The sequence below is a fragment of the Acinetobacter sp. M5A5_2a genome, assembly GCF_053345265.1.
This window is the reverse complement of record NZ_JBKEZV010000003.1, coordinates 267,423-285,226: the sequence shown is the minus strand read 5'-3', so window position 1 is coordinate 285,226 and position 17,804 is coordinate 267,423. Positions and strand designations below refer to the sequence as shown.

Below are 17,804 nucleotides of genomic sequence, written 5' to 3'. Positions count from 1 at the left end.
GTTCTATCAAATCCTTGTGACTGTACTCCTCCTTTAATTTTTTTCCTCTTATACTTTCGCATAAAAAAAGGGATGATTTACATCATCCCTTCGATAATAGTTTATTTTTTAACTATTATGCACGCTCTAAATAATCGCCAGTACGAGTATCTACACGAACGCTATCTTCTTGCTGAACAAATAACGGAACACGAACAACCGCACCTGTTTCAAGCTTAGCTGGTTTACCGCCACCGCCAGATGTATCACCGCGTACACCTGGATCAGTTTCAACAATTTTTAATACTACGAAGTTCGGTGCACTTACAGTTAAAGGCACGCCGTTGAACAACATAATAGTACATTTTTCATTTGAATCGTCTTTTAACCATTTAGCTGCATCGCCCATTGCAGTTTTGTCTGCAGCGATTTGCTCAAAAGTTACAGGATCCATGAAGTTCCAAAGTTCGCCATCATTGTATAAGTAGTCCATTTCTACTTCTACGATGTCAGCCGCTTCTACAGTATCGCCAGACTTAAAAGTTTTTTCTAAAACTTTACCAGTTCTAAGGTTACGTAATTTTACGCGGTTGAACGCTTGACCTTTACCTGGTTTTACGTATTCATTTTCCATGATTGAACATGGGTTACTGTCAAGCATGACCTTAAGGCCCGGCTTGAAATCATTTGTAGAATAATTGGCCATGACTGGCACACTCCAAACTTAACAAGTCAACTATGCGATATAATGCGTTGTTGCATTATCTTAATCGTGTCAAATGATAAACTATTTATACCAAGAGCAAAACTGGCAATCGCAACTGAGTGACCTTATTACAGATCCTTTGGAGTTGCTAAACCTACTCGAGTTATCCACCGATCAGCTATTATCAGGTGCGATTCTGGCTTCTGAACAGTTTAAATTACGGGTTCCTCGTGCGTTCGTCGGAAAAATGAACGCTAAAAACCCTTTTGACCCGCTTTTGCTACAGGTTTTACCTCATCATTTAGAACTTGAGGAACATCCTGAATTTGTAACTGACCCTTTAGGCGAAGAAGCAGCAAATCAATTACCGGGTGTATTACATAAATATCAATCACGTTTTTTACTGACTTTGACGGGTGCATGTGCCGTACATTGCCGTTATTGTTTCCGTCGTCATTTTCCCTATCAAGAAAATTTACCGAAAAATGATGATTGGCCAAATATAAAAAACTATATTGAAGCGAATCCGCACATTAATGAAATCATTTTGAGTGGTGGAGACCCCCTTACGCTTTCTAATCGTAAAATAGCACTTTGGCTAGAACGTTTATCATCTCTCAAACAAATTAAGATTCTGAGAATTCATTCACGAGTTCCAATTGTTATTCCAAACCGTATCGACGAAGAGCTTATTTCTTTATTAAAAAACAGTAGGCTGCGTATTATTCTGGTGGTACACTCAAACCACGCTTCTGAACTCGATGACTTTACCTGTTCAAAATTGTTGCAGTTATCTGCCGAGCACATTACTGTACTTAATCAGGCAGTTTTGCTTAAAGGTGTTAATGATTCTGCGCAAACATTAATTGATTTAAGTTATCGTTTATTTGAAGCTCGCGTTATGCCTTATTACTTACATGTTTTAGATAAAGTAAAAGGTGCACAACATTTTGATTTAATACCATCTGAGATAGATGATATATATCGTGATGTGTTAGCGAACCTACCGGGGTATTTGGTTCCTAAACTCGTCAGGGAAATTGCGGGCGAAAAGAATAAAACACCGCTTTTTGGGGCTACAACATTTTGAGTTATATAATAAGTGATGATGAATAATGCACTATCGGACATTTTTCACAATCAAACCGCACTCACTCGTGAACGGTTAAGCTTTTGTGAAGCCAATATTAAAGATCTTAATGAATGGGTCACTACCCTTTCTATTATGCAACTCGGCGATACGTCAAAAGCATTATTCACAGCTATTTTAGAGCTAAATGAATTAAAATGTAGTGAAACCTTACGTTTTGATCTCATACAAACCCTTCATCCCACCATTAATAACGTTCTTGCGAGTCTAGAAAAAAACTTTTTTAACCAAGGCGTTATTAGCACAGACCGTAATGAACACATTATTGAGTTAGCGATGTTGCTCCGTTGCTATTTCGCCAGTATTTATTTAAATATTGCCAAAAATAGCCATGAGCAATTACAGCATCAAAAATTTTCACTGTTTGCCTATAAACAAAAAAAGAATTTGCAAACGGCACGTACTTTATCTACTTTCCATGCGTTGCAACAATTAACCAGTCTCTTATATCAGCAGCATATGCTCTATAGTGAGCCCGTCAAAGGACAATGGTTAATTGCACATCAACTCTATGAAACTGCTGTTCAGCATAAATATCATCTGGTAAATATTAACCATATTCAGGGTGTACATCACCCTCTAGCAAATATTACTCAAGCTTATGCTCAGCTTATTTTGCTCGATATTTTAAATACAAATCAGATTCGCCAATCAGAAATTCAGGCATTATTTCAATGTAGCTTTGACTGGGCAAGAATGATTCATATTTTGCCGAAAGACACAGCATTAACGAAATATGTGGTCGACCCAAATAAAGATCATCCGCCAGTTTATAACACCAAACGCAGCTCTAACTTTAGCCCAAACATTTTTATAGGCACACAAGCTTTACTTGAGCATGTCACTGCAACCATGCATAAAAATGCGCAATATATTTCCAAAAATGAAAAGTTTTATTTAAGCCCAGCTTTAAAGTTTCATGTTCAAACTATTTTAGGTACTACGGCTCAACGTCGTCATGAACGTTATGAATATAATGCCGAGCTACAAATTTGTTTCGGTTTAAGTACGGCTCATTTCTATCTCTCGAAAGCAAAAAACTTTGAAGAAACGCTACAACTTAACAATAACTACAACTTGCAAAGTGAATCTAAAGTTCTATCCAATTTAGAGAAAAAAGAACAACAAACGACATCCTATCAACGCTTAAGTCGTGAAAGCAAAACCATTTATCAAACCACTGTTCTCGATATTAGTGTCAATGGATATCGTATTAAATGGTCTGGGGAAGCACCGAAAAATCTAAGAACCGGTGAATATATTTTAGTTAAAGAAACCTTGCATGGACAATGGCGTGGTGGAGTAATCCGCTGGATTAAACAGTCGACAGAAAAAAGCCTAGAGTTAGGTTTAGAGATTTTGTCACAGGCCATGTTCCCTTGTGCAGTCCATATTCAAGCTGAGCGTCATACTCGCAATTATCATCCTGCACTATTACTACAAACACAAAACCTAGAAGAAATACAAAATACGCTGATTTTACCGGGGTCACAAATTTTTAGAGAGCAACAAACAATTCATTTACGATTGGGGACAGAAGAAATCAAAGTGTATCTACTCAAAGCACAACTCATTACTCAAAGTTTTATTCAATTTCATTTCGAACTTCTGAATGAGCAGCAACAAAATCTGCTTGATCAGTTCATGATGAAAAAGAATAGCAACTCTAGCAGTCAAGATTTATGGGAAGCACTAAAGTGAGAAACTCTTTATTATCTAAAAAGTTAAAACGTACTGAAACACGTTTACTCATTATTGATGACAACCAGCTACGTTATAACCAGATTTTAAATTTATTATTGGGGAATGATTATCAAGTTCAGGCATTATTGCTTGACGACCTAAAAAGCTTTGAAAAACAGTTAAATACGCCTTGGGATGCTATTATTTTCGGTCGTGCTTATGACCTAAAAATTGAACAAACCCTCTCCCTTATTCAAGCATCTGAGCAGCCACATTTACCTGTTTTGTTATTGCAACCTGAAGACTATCAACCTCAGCAATATCAGGCTTATATTCATAAAGGTATTTATGATGTAGTTCCATTAGAACCATTAGATTATTTTTATATCACGCTTATTCGAACCTTGTCGTATAGCCATTTATTGCAAACTGAGCAACGCCTGACGAGTGAACTAGAGACTATTCACTCTCATACACAAACATTGGTCAATAACAGCCATAAAGCAGTTGCCCTTTTTCAAGAAGGCATGCACGTTAAAGCAAATACAGAATACCTCAACCTTTTTGGCTTTAAGCAAGAAGAAGAGATTATTGGCCTGCCGATATTAGATGTTTTACAACCCAATGATTTAAATATTTTTAAACAAAGATTTAAGAAGATTTCATTAGGTCAATTTGATCAGGCGCGTTTTGAAATCCAGAGTCAACATGCCGCAATTTCAGGCAATAATGCTTTAAAACTTGAATTTATTCCCAGTCAGGAAGAAGACGCCGTACAGTTAACCATTGACTATCAACTGGATTTACAAACACCCGCAAATACAGTTTTTTCTGAAAAGAGTTATGGGTTAATTACGCCTTGGCAACAGATTAATCGACAGCTATCAACCCACCCTGCTCAAGCGAATGCATTGGTTTTATTTAGATTAAGTCAGTGCCCAGAACGTATATTTCAACTCGATTGGCAAACTCCTGGACAATATTTTAATCAGCTGCAAAGTTTTCTGAAAGAACAAGCACAAATGCCGATTTTCAATCTTGAACTTGGGGCATATCTTGGCGTTTTGCAAGCCGAAAACAGTACAGTCCTTAACTCCCAATTGGCTAGTCTGCAAAGTTTGCAAAAAGAGCATTTATTACCGATTAATGATCTTAATTACTCGATCCAGTTTAAGCTGAGTTATACGCAAATTACTGAACCTTTAGATGAAGCTAGTTTTGCAAAGCTGCTCGATCAAACAAGTCAGCAAGAGCTACCTAAGGCGAAGTCAGAAATTGAGTTAGCGCCAACTATCGATATTATCTCTCCTGAGACTACTAGTTCTTCTATCTCACTTGATCTAAGCCTTCAGAATGTTGATGCTCCTGTGCAATCCTCTCTATTGCAACAATTAAAGCAACAGCTAGCACGGGGTGAAATCCATTTAAAATATCAGCAGATTTATGATAAGCATGATCAAGAAACCCATAACTATGAAGTTACTAGCGGTTTTATTGCAGATGAACAGTGGCACGACTTAAACGATTTAGCCACATTAAGAGATGATAGCGAACTTTCTATTCAATTAGACCGTTGGATCTTGGTTGAGGCTAGCAAGCAGCTACATAATTTTATTACGCAGTATCCGAAAGCTAAACTGATTATTAACTTAAATATTGATATCTTACTCAAAGATAAATCATTCCCTGAGCTGATTTCAAAATTACTCACCATTATTGGTAGTAAGCAAGAAAGCCCATTGGTTTTACAATTTTCAGAACAAGCGATTCAGCCACATCTTGCAATTGTACAGCAACACATAGCTCGCCTACGTCAACACGGCGCAGAAATTTCAATTCGGGATTTCACATCTTCTATTTATAGTGAATCGATATTGCAACAACTTGATGTTCAATATTTAAAATTGCAATCGAAGAAGACAGAGTTATTAAACTCAGATGCTGGTTTAGCGCAATTACAAGAAAAGGTTCTGAACTATTTGACTGTAAAACCAGTAGGGATTTTACTTGCCGATCTTGATGATATGAACTTATTTGCAAACGCTTGGAATGTAGAAGCACGTTTCTTACAAGGTCGTTATTTCCAGAAAAAACTTGATCGATTAACAGACGTACAAGACCAATAATGGTCTTGTCGTCCATAAACAAAAAACGGGCATAAAGCCCGTTTTTTGTTTCGTTTTGCAGTATTAACGCTTGATAGAGCGAGACATACCAGAAAAACGTTGTTTGAATTTGTCGATACGACCACCAGTGTCTACATTCTTTTGCTTACCAGTATAGAATGGGTGGCAAGCTGAACATACGTCAAGGTAGATAGTGTCTTTACCTAAAGCAGAACGAGTTTCGATTACGTTACCGCAAGAACAAGTTGCTACTAATGTTGCATATTTTGGGTGAATATCGGCGCGCATCGTCGATTACTCCTAATTTAGAAAGGCTTAAGCTGCCATCGCAATTGATCACTCTCAACTAAGTTGAGGACAGGCTCAAATGAGCAGATCAACACCACAACAGACCATTCTTTTGGCCCACCGAAACCTCTAGGGTTAGAGCTAAGCACAACAAGTGGACAAGATTATACGTCAAATAATTTTTATTTGCGAATTAATCTTTAGATTTAGCCCAGTAATTTGCAATTACCCCACAAACCATTAATTGGATTTGGTGAAAGATCATAATAGGTAACACAATCATGCCTAAGGGTTGACCAATAAATAAGATTTGCGCCATCGGCACACCACTTGCCAGTGTCTTTTTTGAGCTACAAAAGAAAACCGTGACTTGATCTGCTCGGTTAAATCCAAAAGCACGTGGTAGATAAAGTGCTAATAGCATAATGATGGTTAAAAGAACTGAACAAGCAACCGTTAGAATAAGTAAGGTTTTCCAACTCACCTGATGCCAGAGCCCTGCGACCACTGCCCCACTAAATGCACCATACACCACCATCAAAATTGAGCCTTGATCGAAAGCTTTAACAATACTTGGAACTTTTGCCATATAGGGAAAAATATAAGGACGTAATATTTGTCCTAAAATAAATGGCACTAACAGTAACAATGTAATTTGTATAATTGAAGCAGTCGGATCGAACCCATGTTGGCTTTGGCCTAAAATAAAAAAGCTAACCAACACTGGTGTAATAAACATACCAATCAAATTTGAAAAAGATGCACTACAGACCGCTCCCGCCACATTCCCTTTTGCAACTGATGTAAATGCAATAGAAGATTGAACCGTAGAGGGTAAAAAGCACATAAACAGAAAACCCCAGTACAGCTGCTGACCTAATAGAGGTAACAGAATCGGCTTAGCCAACAAACCAATCACTGGGAAAACAAAAAAAGTAAATGCGAATACAAGTAAATGCATTTTCCAATGCAAAATGCCTTCAATTACAGCCTCACGAGACAGCTTCGCACCATGCAAAAAAAATAATATTGCAATCGCGACCGTGGTGAGTGTATTGAAATATTGCGCTGCTTGACCACTGACTGGAAAAAATGTTGCTAGTAGTACCATTCCAACCAACAAAATTGTAAATCGATCAAGTGCCAATAACTTCAACATAGCCACATCCTATGATTATTTTAGATAAATAAAAAACCCAGTTGATAAATTGACCATTCGGTCGGATATTCATCATACTGGGCTCTAAAAATAAAGCTAGACTTTTAAGACCTAAATCTTAAATCGCCTAAGTCATTTATTTAGTTGTTTCTGGCATCAGCATCTTGTTGAATCAACTCGATTTTATAACCATCTGGATCTTCAACAAATGCAATAACCGTTACGCCGCCTTTCATTGGGCCGGCTTCACGCACGACTTTACCACCACGTGCTTTAATTTCTTCACATGCTTTATAAGCATCATCGACACCAATAGCGATATGGCCGTATGCATTGCCTAAATCATAACTTGAAGTATCCCAGTTATGAGTGAGTTCAAGCACAGTATTGGTTTCTTCATCACCATAACCAACAAATGCCAGTGTAAAGCGCCCTTCTTCATAATCACGCTTACGAAGTAACTTCATTCCTAATACTTCGGTATAGAACTTTAAAGATTGTTCTAAATTGCCTACTCGCAACATTGTATGAAGCATTCGCATGTTTATTCACCTGCCTTTTCTGATTCATGTGTTTGATGATCTTTTAGCAGTTTTCCAACCCAAACCACTAAAATCAAGATTGGAATACCAATAAGAGTGGTCATCAAAAAGAATTTTGGATATCCAATATTACTGACAATGGTACCTGAATATCCACCCAAAAGTTTTGGTGTGAGTGTCATGAGTGAACTAAAGATCGCATATTGAACAGCTGTGAACGACACACTCGTTAAACTTGAAAGGAATGCAATAAAGGCTGCACCAGCCAAGCCAGAAGCCAAGTTGTCGACAATAATGGCAAAATAAAGCCATAAAGAACTATACGGTTTAATCACCTTACCGCTGATTTCAACTGATTGACCTGAAAGCGGGTCAACGTAAGCTAAAGGTTCAATATTTACATCTAATTCACTTGCTGCTTTTAGATTTGAGCTAACAGCATATAGATGAGATGCAGAAAGTATTTTCCGTTCACCGTCTACTACAGCTACATTGAGCTCTTTACTTGTCGATGAAGCTAATTTTTTCGCATCAATTGCTGCACTAAAAATACCTTTTTCATCTGACATTTTTGCATCAAAATTTTGTCCATCAAGACTAATTATGATTTTTTGTGTAGGGGTTAAAGCTTGCCCGAAGTATTGCCCTCGAATCACAATACTCCTTTCTCCCTCTTTCAAATAGATTTGATCATTACCCATGATCGGTAAAATTTGTAGAGGTGATTTGGCTAATTCAGTCGTGAGTAATGGCTGAGTACGAGTCACAGGTGCTACACCATTTTGTGTGGCATAAGCAGCTTTCACCTCAATTTGTTTCACTCCATTAAAGCTAGAACTTGGTACCGCTAGCTTCCACAAACCTACTTCATCGGGCTGAACTTTATAGTTTTGCTCACCAACTTTTACATCAACTACATCTAATGGCTGTCCAGATTTTACCAGTCCAATAAAAATTAGATTGGTAGAACTTGCCAAAACTGCACCGACAAACATAAGCTTCATAATGTTTATACGCTGTGCTAAAAGGCCACCTAAGAAGCCACCTATTAAACTAAATATCACCCCATAGATTTTGACTGCTTCGGCAATTTGTTCTTTGCTAAAGTTGAGATCCTGATAAAAAACATTGGAAATAACACCCGCAATAATGTCTGAAATACGGAAGAAACCAATGAGGAGTAATAAGACTAATGCAAGTTTGACACCATAACGTTTAAAGAAATCTAAGATTGGTGCAATCCATGTCTCTTTAGCCATTTGTTGGTTCACTACACCAAATTTAACCAGTAAATAGCCCACAAAAATGGCACAAGCTGTCGCCGTTAAAAATCTTAAAGCTTCTAAACCAAATAATGCTGCGTTGTCTTTTATACTTCCAGCTTGCGAGATTGCTTCTGTTATCTGTCCAGAATAAATATAGGTGACTACAAATGAAATAACGGCAACAAAAAACACGAACACCAAACGGTAATAATCACTACTCTTATAGTTTTTATAAACACGATTTACCTGAGGTTCACGAACGAGCAAAGTCGTTACAATGCCGACCAACATAACCGCTGCCATGGTTAAGTAAGTCATTTTCCAAGCTTCGTAAATGTAATTACCTTTAGCAGTTCCCAAATATGCAGCTAGAAATAATGCCCCCGCTCCAGCCACAATCATTCCGATTCGATAACCAGCATTATAAGTAGATGCCAACACTGTTTGCATTTCTGTTTCTGCTAATTCAATACGGTAGGCATCAATCACAATATCTTGTGTTGCTGCTGAAAAACCAAGCAACACCGCACCTACTGCCATTTGAACAAGATAACTCGGACCTAAAGCAGGATCAGAAAAAGCCATAATACAAATAGCAAGGACAATCAAACACTGTGCAATTAACAACCAAGCACGTCTTCGGCCTAACATTTTGGTTAAAACAGGTACAGGTAACTCATCAATGAGAGGAGCCCAAACAAACTTAAAAGAGTAACCTAGAGCCGCCCAACTAAAAAAAGTGACTGCACTTTTATCAATGCCTGCCTCTCCAAGCCACAAAGAGAGACTAGAGAAAATTAATAAAATTGGAATTCCGGCAGAAAAACCAAGGAACAGCATAATTAATGCACGGCGATCTAAAAATGCTTTAAAAGCCGAGACCCAACCCGAAGCTTGTGTGGTCATTCGTTTTTTATTTTCCATAAATTATAAATGTGCCTATTCAAACCCTTCTTACAATTGCTTTCAAGATTCTTTATGCAAACATTTTGGATTTGGCGATAAAAACCGCAAGTTTGCTTGATATTTTATGCTAAACCTGTATACCTTTAGCCTTCAACCTTCGTTTTCTTTTGCTGGATATCAACAGTGACACAAAAACTTGATCAAGTGACTATTTCAACTTTATCACTCGCTAAAACAACCACCACAAACGTCACAGTAAATGCATTTCCTTCAGCTTTTGAGCAACCTGATATAAAAATGACCTTAGACAAGACCGTTTTAAAACCTGAACAACTTACACATATCCCAGATTTTGAAAAAATTCCAGCTTCAACCAAACGCATCAAACCGCTTAATAACTTTTTGGGTCAAGATCGTGCCAAAGCATCTGTAGAGGCGGGAATTTCTTTACCCTACTCAGGCTATAATATTTTTGCCGTAGGAACTGCTGGTTTAGGCAAACGTACCATGATCAAACGTTTGTTACAGCAGCACGCCAAAACAATGCCAACGCCTGATGACTGGGTGTATGTCTATAATTTCAAACAAGCACGTCAACCTATTGCCCTACGTTTCCCAGCAGGTCAAGGCACTAAGTTTCAACAGGCACATGAACAAACTTGGCAAATAATTTTAAAACAACTTGAACGCCGTTTTAGTGCAGAGACTTATCATAACCGTATTGAACGCATCCGTCAGGAAACAGGCGATGTACAACAGCAAGCACTTGTTGAACTGACCAAAGAAGGTGAAGAACTCGACTTAAAACTCATTTCTCGTAATGAGAAACATGGTTTTGTACCAGTACAAGTTAAAGATGATCAAGTTCAAGAACTTACCCAAAACGATATTGATGCTTTAAATAGTAAACAACGCGCTGAAATTGCGGCCAATATTCGCTATATGGATAAAAAGCTGGATCGCCTTGGTTTACATTTAGGTGATTTAGAAGATGATGCACGTGACAAAGTGTCTGTGTTAAATCGAGATATTGCAACGCAAGTCGTTATGCCAAGAATGGACCTTATTTTAAATAAATATGGTCAGGTTAAAGGACTTGAAGATTACTTAAAACAATATGCGCAAGATATTATTGATAATGTAGAACTGATTTTAGAACAAGATGAAGATGATTATGCTCCATCAATGTTCAACCGTGTTCCCGCACGTTATCAAGCTAATGTTATTGTGGCTAACAAACCAAATAGCGGTGCTCCTGTTATTTTTGAAGACTTTCCAACACACTATAATTTACTTGGTCACGTTGAACAGCTCACCCATAACGGCACAATTATCACAGATTTCACCTTAATTCGTCCGGGTTCATTGCATCAAGCCAATGGCGGCTTTTTAATGCTTGAAGCTGAGCAGTTACTAGAACAACCATATGCTTGGCAAGGCTTAAAACGCGCGCTTAAATCTGGGCAGCTTAAATTGTCTTCACTTGAACACATGCTGACTTTAACTGGCAGCATTTCGATTGAACCTGCTGCAATTCCGCTCGATATTAAAGTGATCTTAATGGCTGAGCCTGAAATTTATTATGAAATTTTAGAGATTGAACCAGAACTTGGCAGCGTCTTTAAAATTCGTGCAGATTTTACCGATACTCTGCAACGTAATGAAACGAATGAACAGGCTTATATGCAGTTGATTGCTGACTATGTACAAGCCGATAAATTACTACCATTTGATCGTAGCGCTTTAGCAGCTTTATTAACTGATTCGAGCCGCCAAGCAGAAGATCAAAGCTCGTTATCATTACATGCGTCGACTTTAGGTGACCTCATTCGGGAAGCGCATCACCATGCGTTTAAAGCCGAAGATAAGATCGTCACTGAACAGCATATCAACCTAGCCCTACAACATCGACAATACCGTTTAGGCTATTTAAGAGAGCTTTACTGGCAAGATCTTTCACGTGGTACACAATTAATCGAAACATCGGGATACCGTTTAGGTCAGATCAATGCCCTTTCCGTTATTCATTATGCAGATGTTGAGTTTGGTTTGCCTTCACGTTTGACAGCATCTGTTTATCAAGGTGGCGGTGATATTCTTGATATTGAACGTAGTGTAGAACTTGGTGGTTCACTTCATGCTAAAGGCGTGTTGCTGATGTCTAGCTTCTTGAAAGCTCACTTTGGTCGCGAACAGATTTTACATTTCTCCGCTGCGCTTGCATTTGAACAGAGCTATGGTCAAGTCGATGGCGATAGTGCCACTGTTGCTGAGCTTTCAGCATTAATTTCTGCTATTAGCCAAATACCAATTGATCAATCATGGGCAATTACTGGCTCTATGAACCAATTAGGACAAGTCCAGCCAATTGGTGGCGTAAATGCAAAAATTGAAGGCTTTTATGATGCATGTAAATTACAAGGTTTCACAGGTAAGCAAGGTGTCATTATTCCTCGTCAAAACATGCAGCATTTAATGTTACGTCAAGATGTTATTGATGCTGTTCGCAGCGGTCAATTCCATATTCATGCGATTGATACGATTGATCAGGCACTTGAAATTTTAATGGCTCGTCCGGTCGGTGCACTCGATAAAAAGGGTAAATACAGCAAAAATTCAATTTATGCAGCAGTGATGGAACAACTTGAATATTGGCAAGCCATTGAAGATGGTGCTGAAATTGAAGAAGAGCCAAAAAAGAAAAAGAAAAATAAGAAAAAAATTAAGAAGCATGAAGAACTTACTGCTAACGATCTGCCACAAGAAAATGCAGAAGAAGTTGCCACATTAAAACAGAAGTAATAAAAAAAGGGCCTGTAAAATACAGGCCCTTTTCTATTGTTTAGACTAAAAGTGCTTAAACTTACAGGATTAGCGGACGATCTGAATCGCTCGTCCTCCTGCTAACTGGCTAAAATATTGTTTAAGTGCTTCAACACAACGTTGAATTTTCATTGGTTGTTGATCATGTTTGGCAACCTCTGCATACAATGTAAAAGTTGGTAATTTCCAATCTGGCATGAGTTCAATCAAAGAACCATTTTTTAATTCTTTTTGAGCGTCCAAATATAAAATTCGTGCAATACCATGTCCTTGCTGACATAACGCTTTTGCAACTTGTAAATTATTGCTCTGCAAACGGCTTTGCATTTCAATATTAAGCGTTTCACCTGTTTTTACATGTTGAAAATTGAAATGGCGCGAGTCATTCATGACATTAATCGACAACAATTCATGATCTCTTAAATCATTAGGATGCACAATTGGACTAGATTGGTTCAGATAACTGGGAGAAGCTACCAAAATTTGATCTACAAAAGCCATCGGAATGATAGAGCTACTCTCTTCTACCGGAGTGGAACTCATGCGTACTGCGATATCAATTCGCTCTTCAATTAAATCGATATAGCGATGCCCAACTTCGAAATGCACAGATAAACCGCGATGAGCTGACATCCAGTGAGATAATGCAGGAATGAGGTGTTGAACTGCTAAATCAGGAGTTGTTGCAATACGCAAATCCCCGATTAAATCATCCCTCAATTCATTAATTCTGATTTTTCCCCTTTCAGCAGCCGCCAACATCTCTTGACAGCTTGAAAAAAAAGCCTGTCCGGCTTCTGTTAAACTAAGTTTACGAGTGGAGCGATGTAATAAAATTACATCCATTTCATTCTCAAGGGAGCGAATCTGTTGGCTCACCGCACTTGTTGTAATCCCTAATTCACGTGCCGCACCACTAAATGAACTTTTTTCGACCACACAAGCAAAAACACCCATCGCACGAAGCTGATCTAACATAGGTTTCCTCAAATCTAATTTTAAATTTATAAAAAATGCTTATTGTTGTAATGAAAGCAACCAATTACATTATACGAGGAAACCTAAGTTTTTTGCATTAGCTATTTTGGTAAAAGATTTATAGGATTAATCGGTTTTCCATCCAAACGAATCTGGAACTCGAGCATGACCTGAGATGCTCCCGTAGATCCCATTTCGGCAATTTTTTGTCCAGCAGTTATATTATCACCGCTTTTCACCAACATCTTGCTATTGTGGGCATACGCACTGATGTAACCGTCAATATGCTTAACTAAAACCAGATTTCCGTATTCTTTTAAGCCATCGGCTGCATAGACAACTTGACCATCGGCTGCGGCATAAATAGGGTCACCCTGATTTCCACCATAACGGATTCCCTTGACATTATTTGCCAAATTAAACCCTTGAATTACTGGGCCATTGGTCGGTTTTATCCAACGTAAGCTCGAATTTGGTGCAACCGAAGCTACTGTCGTATTTGTTGATGGTACGCTAGTTGCTGGCTGAGTTACTGGTGTAACAGGCTGTGTTGTTGGTAAAGCAATGGTTTGACGTTTGATTTGCTCAGGTTGCGCCATGACTTGTGTAGATACCATTCTTGGTGAAGAACCTTTCTTCAAACGCAAAGACTGATTAACATAAATGCGATATGGTGCGGGAATATCATTCATTTCGGCAATACTGACATAGTCGAGACCATAACGCATTGCAATACCACTTAAAGTATCACCTGAACGAACTGTGTAATAGTTAGGAGCCATTGCATAGCGTGAACTATTATTAATTTGCGGTTTAGAAGCACATCCAGCCATAGCCACAGTAAAACCTACAGCTACAGACAACAGCATAATTTTCATTATTTTGTCTTTTTGGATATTCACTCTGCTTTGTTGCCCAATTAAATGCATTGATCTCCCTCACTAAATGCTACAAATCATTTCGGCTAAGAGTACCAAAAAAGTAAGAGGAAACACGTTCCTCTTTTTCTTTATTCACAAAGTTATAACATTCGAGGCAAATTATTGACTCAAACTTAGCTGTAGGTCTTCTAAAACAGCATAATTTGTTGCGTCCATCTGAATTGGGGTAACACTTACATATCCATTGGCTACTGCAAAAAAGTCAGACTGAATTTGGCTTAGATCACGCTGCGGATCTGTAACAGCCTCACCTGCTAGTCCAATCCAGTAAACTTGACGCCCTCGTGGGTCGACATGGCTGGTAATTGGCTTAGATTGAGCACGGCGTCCCTGATAAGTAATTTGTGCTCCTTTTAATTGTGGCACGTCTGGAATATTAATATTCAAGATATGTCTTGGAGGCAAAGATGGCAGTCCACTTGCAATAAAATCATGAACCCACTGAGCAGCCTGAGCATAATCTTCTTTATTGTTATAAGCGCGTACATCAGAGCCAGCTAAAGAAACAGCAATTGCGGGTTGCTTCATCAAACGGCCTTCAAATGCTGCGCCTACTGTTCCAGAATATAAAACATCATCACCTAAGTTTGCTCCGCTATTGATTCCACTCACGACCAAGTCAAATTCAAAATCGAACAAACCATTCATTGATAAATAAACACAATCTGCTGGCGTACCATTCACTGCCCAAACATCTTCGGCAATTTGAATTGGGCGTAATGGTCTATCTAATGTTAATGCACTTGAAAAACCACTTCTTTCGCTTTCTGGTGCAACCACAACCACGCGTCCAAGTGGTCTTAATGCTTCAGCTAAAGCCTGTATACCTGGTGCAAAAACACCGTCATCATTCGCTATCAAAATATTCACTAAAATCTTTCTCGACAAATAAACCTAAAGGTTTTCACAATTGAATTATTTGTTGAATTATATATATTTATGCCTCCATAGCATTATAAAATTGTGAAAAAATGAAAACTTTCGCTCCTTTTTTTCAAGTATTGGGGATCAGTATCACATTGTGTACGCAAGCAGTTTTTGCAGATGAGGATATCTCAACACAAGAGGCTGATAGCTTAATTAAAGATGACATTGCCGCAGCGCAAGTTTTGCAGGAAATCTGCCCAGCTTTTGTGGGAACAAATAAAAAACTTGAGTCAAATACTCAAAAAATTATTGTGATGTATCTAAACGGTTATTCAAATAAATCAATGTCCTTAGCAAATCTGCAAAATGACACAGAATTTAAAACTTTATTAAATGAAGCACGTCAGGCTGCAAAACAAATGGACCATCATGAACAACATGAGCTCTGTGAAGAGATGGTTAATTATAAGGAATAGGTCTTAATCTTTTTAGAATAGAGATTTATTAATTTTTGGTTTTCTGTTTGGCATTAAGCAGAAAACCAACATAACAATACATTTTTTCCATTTTCTTAATCTACAAATTGGTTAAGCTATCGAGATATTTAAAAATTTTATTTCGGGTTATCGATGTTTATGAAGAAAAGCTTAGTTCAATCGCTCTCTTTGGTTTTACTTATGAGCATGGCAACAGTTGGTTTTGCAGCTGATAAGAAGAAAACAACTGAAAAGAAAACCGAAAATGAAAATGTTGTTGAAGTCACTCCACAACAAGGTATAACCCCTGAAGAATTAGCTGCGATTCAAGTACTTTCTGAAATTTGCCCAGATCTTATTGGCAAAAAAGATGCTGATTTTGCTCAAGGTTACGAACGTTTAGTTAAAGACTATCTACCAAATGAAACTGATGCTGTCTCTGCGTTAGAAAAACGTAGCAAAGACAAAGGCTTCAAAAAATACTTAAAAGAAGCACGTAAAGATGCGAAAGCAGCAGGCGATGAGCAAAACACATTAGTTTGCCAAGACGTGAAAGCATATCAATCGCAAAACTAAATTAGCAAAAAACTCTTGAGTTACAATACTGTTTGAAAAAGCCGACTTCCCCCATAGAAGTCGGCTTTGCTTTATCCTAAAATGCTAGGTTCTTCTGCTTCATACAAGATATTGGAATTACCTAGAATGACTCGAAAAAGCGCTATTGCTGCACTACTCCTCTTGCCAAGCTTTTCTTATGCAGCAACTGTCTTATCAGCTCCGCCAGAATTAAATAATAAGTCTTATGTATTAATGGATTACGAGACAGGACAAATTCTTGCTTCTAAAAATGAAAACGAAAAGCTTGCACCTGCTTCTATGACTAAAATGATGACTAGTTACATCATTGAACAAAAATTATTAAAAGGTGATCTGACTGAAAATGAGCAGGTTCGTATGAACGAGTCTGCATGGTGTAAAGGAAGTAGCTCTGAATCATGTATGTATGTCCCTTTAAATGGTACAGCCACTGTTCTAGAAATGCTTCGCGGTATTATTATCCAGTCAGGTAATGATGCGTCAAAAGCAATGGCTGAACATATTGCCGGAAATGAAGGCACTTTTGCTCATATGATGAATCAGGAAGCAAAACGTATCGGCATGGTAAATACCCAGTTTGTTAACTCGACTGGTATGCCAGCTGAAGGCCACTATTCAACTGCAAAAGATATGGCAGTTTTAGCACAACATATTATTAAAGATAGCTCAAAATATTACCCAATCTACTCTGAAAAAGAATTTACCTTTAATGGTATTAAACAAGGCAACCGTAATGCCTTGCTTTACACAGACCCAAGTGTAGATGGTTTAAAAACAGGCCATACAGATGAAGCTGGTTACTGCTTAACAACTTCAAGTAAACGCGGTCCAATGCGTTTAGTTTCGGTGATTTTTGGTACTCCAAGCATGTCTGAACGTGCAGACCAAACTCGTACATTATTGGCTTGGGGCTTTGCAAACTTTGAAACAGCAAATGTTCAGCCAGCCAATCAAGTTCTTGCAAAAGCGAAAGTCTGGTTTGGTAAAGAAGATGAAGTTCAAGTGGGTTTAGCTGAAAACTTTAGTGTGACTATGCCTAAAGGTAAAGCTGACGGCATTAAAACTCAGTTAGTGGTTCAACCTAACTTAAATGCGCCACTTCAAAAGGGCCAAGTCGTAGGTAAACTCGTTGCAAGCTTAGACGGCAAAGTAATTGCTGAAAAGCCATTAGTTGCATTAAAGCCAGTTGAAGAAGCAGGATTCTTTGCACGCTTAATCGACCATGTTAAACAGTTCTTCAGCAACTTATTCTAATTTTTGAATAGTTGAATTAAGCACTCATGCTATTTAGCCTGAGTGCTTTTTTATTTTATAATTC

15 protein-coding genes are annotated in these 17,804 nt (G+C 38.1%); 7 read left to right on the top strand and 8 right to left on the bottom strand.

Features of this window, described 5'->3' with window-relative positions:
- Positions 1–115: 115 nt before the first annotated feature.
- Positions 116–685: an elongation factor P gene (gene efp / locus ACLBWE_RS05875; RefSeq protein WP_004643557.1), complete on the bottom strand. Its 570-nt coding sequence runs from the start codon at positions 683–685 to the stop codon at positions 116–118.
- Positions 686–758: 73 nt separating this feature from the next.
- Here efp and epmB point away from each other — a divergent pair, with 73 nt between their 5' ends.
- Genes epmB through ACLBWE_RS05860 form a run of 3 tightly spaced genes read left to right on the top strand, consistent with a single transcriptional unit; the run spans position 759 to position 5,644 of the window.
- Positions 759–1,775: an EF-P beta-lysylation protein EpmB gene (gene epmB, locus ACLBWE_RS05870; RefSeq protein ID WP_080027549.1), complete on the top strand. Its 1,017-nt coding sequence runs from the start codon at positions 759–761 to the stop codon at positions 1,773–1,775.
- A gap of 15 nt (positions 1,776–1,790) precedes the next feature.
- The gene (locus tag ACLBWE_RS05865; RefSeq protein WP_004643559.1) at positions 1,791–3,536 is read left to right on the top strand and encodes a hypothetical protein; all 1,746 of its coding nucleotides are present in this window, start codon (positions 1,791–1,793) and stop codon (positions 3,534–3,536) included.
- On the top strand, positions 3,533–5,644 hold the full coding sequence (locus tag ACLBWE_RS05860) for an EAL domain-containing protein (RefSeq protein ID WP_447601686.1): 2,112 nt from the start codon (positions 3,533–3,535) through the stop codon (positions 5,642–5,644). The genes ACLBWE_RS05865 and ACLBWE_RS05860 overlap by 4 nt, the downstream gene beginning before the upstream one ends.
- 63 nt (positions 5,645–5,707) lie before the next feature.
- On the opposite strand, the gene rpmE is transcribed toward ACLBWE_RS05860, so the two are convergent.
- The 4 genes from rpmE to ACLBWE_RS05840 form a co-directional block, all read right to left on the bottom strand.
- Positions 5,708–5,932 (bottom strand): 50S ribosomal protein L31, encoded by a 225-nt coding sequence (gene rpmE / locus ACLBWE_RS05855; protein ID WP_003650476.1) that lies wholly within the window; start codon positions 5,930–5,932, stop codon positions 5,708–5,710.
- Between the two features lie 193 nt (positions 5,933–6,125).
- Entirely contained in the window at positions 6,126–7,097 is a 972-nt protein-coding gene (locus ACLBWE_RS05850; RefSeq protein WP_170834038.1) for a bile acid:sodium symporter family protein, read from the bottom strand.
- A 134-nt stretch (positions 7,098–7,231) separates the two neighbouring features.
- Complete coding sequence (gene gloA / locus ACLBWE_RS05845) at positions 7,232–7,633, bottom strand: lactoylglutathione lyase (RefSeq protein ID WP_003650472.1); 402 nt, start codon at positions 7,631–7,633, stop codon at positions 7,232–7,234.
- A 2-nt stretch (positions 7,634–7,635) separates the two neighbouring features.
- A complete protein-coding gene (locus tag ACLBWE_RS05840) occupies positions 7,636–9,822 on the bottom strand; it encodes an AmpG family muropeptide MFS transporter (protein ID WP_447601683.1) in 2,187 nt (728 codons plus the stop codon).
- A gap of 165 nt (positions 9,823–9,987) precedes the next feature.
- On the opposite strand from ACLBWE_RS05840, the gene ACLBWE_RS05835 reads away from it, so the two are divergent.
- Positions 9,988–12,606, top strand: a complete 2,619-nt coding sequence (locus ACLBWE_RS05835) for a Lon protease family protein (protein ID WP_045429846.1) — start codon at positions 9,988–9,990, stop codon at positions 12,604–12,606.
- Positions 12,607–12,675: 69 nt separating this feature from the next.
- Here the strand turns inward: ACLBWE_RS05835 and ACLBWE_RS05830 are convergent, their stop codons facing one another.
- The 3 genes from ACLBWE_RS05830 to surE all read right to left on the bottom strand — a co-directional run bounded on the left by ACLBWE_RS05830 (position 12,676) and on the right by surE (position 15,416).
- A complete protein-coding gene (locus ACLBWE_RS05830; protein WP_017387924.1) occupies positions 12,676–13,605 on the bottom strand; it encodes a LysR family transcriptional regulator in 930 nt (309 codons plus the stop codon).
- A gap of 101 nt (positions 13,606–13,706) precedes the next feature.
- Positions 13,707–14,534 carry a peptidoglycan DD-metalloendopeptidase family protein gene (locus ACLBWE_RS05825; RefSeq protein ID WP_447601680.1) on the bottom strand — a complete coding sequence of 276 codons (828 nt, stop codon included), beginning with the start codon at positions 14,532–14,534 and terminating at the stop codon, positions 13,707–13,709.
- A 111-nt stretch (positions 14,535–14,645) separates the two neighbouring features.
- Positions 14,646–15,416, bottom strand: a complete 771-nt coding sequence (gene surE / locus ACLBWE_RS05820; RefSeq protein ID WP_004643567.1) for a 5'/3'-nucleotidase SurE — start codon at positions 15,414–15,416, stop codon at positions 14,646–14,648.
- A gap of 101 nt (positions 15,417–15,517) precedes the next feature.
- On the opposite strand from surE, the gene ACLBWE_RS05815 reads away from it, so the two are divergent.
- The 3 genes from ACLBWE_RS05815 to dacC all read left to right on the top strand — a co-directional run bounded on the left by ACLBWE_RS05815 (position 15,518) and on the right by dacC (position 17,740).
- On the top strand, positions 15,518–15,889 hold the full coding sequence (locus tag ACLBWE_RS05815) for an MCR_0457 family protein (RefSeq protein ID WP_447601677.1): 372 nt from the start codon (positions 15,518–15,520) through the stop codon (positions 15,887–15,889).
- Between the two features lie 153 nt (positions 15,890–16,042).
- Complete coding sequence (locus ACLBWE_RS05810) at positions 16,043–16,465, top strand: MCR_0457 family protein (protein ID WP_004643570.1); 423 nt, start codon at positions 16,043–16,045, stop codon at positions 16,463–16,465.
- A 126-nt stretch (positions 16,466–16,591) separates the two neighbouring features.
- Positions 16,592–17,740: a D-alanyl-D-alanine carboxypeptidase PBP5/6 gene (dacC, locus tag ACLBWE_RS05805; protein ID WP_080027553.1), complete on the top strand. Its 1,149-nt coding sequence runs from the start codon at positions 16,592–16,594 to the stop codon at positions 17,738–17,740.
- The last annotated feature ends 64 nt before the right edge of the window (positions 17,741–17,804 follow it).

Bases quoted from the DNA above. Each gene is read 5' to 3' on its own strand.
- efp (WP_004643557.1), bottom strand. From the start codon at position 685: ATGGCCAATTATTCTACAAATGATTTCAAGCCGGGCCTTAAGGTCATG.
- epmB (WP_080027549.1), top strand. From the start codon at position 759: ATGATAAACTATTTATACCAAGAGCAAAACTGGCAATCGCAACTGAGT.
- ACLBWE_RS05865 (WP_004643559.1), top strand. From the start codon at position 1,791: ATGATGAATAATGCACTATCGGACATTTTTCACAATCAAACCGCACTC.
- rpmE (WP_003650476.1), bottom strand. From the start codon at position 5,932: ATGCGCGCCGATATTCACCCAAAATATGCAACATTAGTAGCAACTTGT.
- gloA (WP_003650472.1), bottom strand. From the start codon at position 7,633: ATGCGAATGCTTCATACAATGTTGCGAGTAGGCAATTTAGAACAATCT.
- ACLBWE_RS05840 (WP_447601683.1), bottom strand. From the start codon at position 9,822: ATGGAAAATAAAAAACGAATGACCACACAAGCTTCGGGTTGGGTCTCG.
- ACLBWE_RS05830 (WP_017387924.1), bottom strand. From the start codon at position 13,605: ATGTTAGATCAGCTTCGTGCGATGGGTGTTTTTGCTTGTGTGGTCGAA.
- ACLBWE_RS05825 (WP_447601680.1), bottom strand. From the start codon at position 14,534: ATGCATTTAATTGGGCAACAAAGCAGAGTGAATATCCAAAAAGACAAA.
- ACLBWE_RS05815 (WP_447601677.1), top strand. From the start codon at position 15,518: ATGAAAACTTTCGCTCCTTTTTTTCAAGTATTGGGGATCAGTATCACA.
- ACLBWE_RS05810 (WP_004643570.1), top strand. From the start codon at position 16,043: ATGTTTATGAAGAAAAGCTTAGTTCAATCGCTCTCTTTGGTTTTACTT.
- dacC (WP_080027553.1), top strand. From the start codon at position 16,592: ATGACTCGAAAAAGCGCTATTGCTGCACTACTCCTCTTGCCAAGCTTT.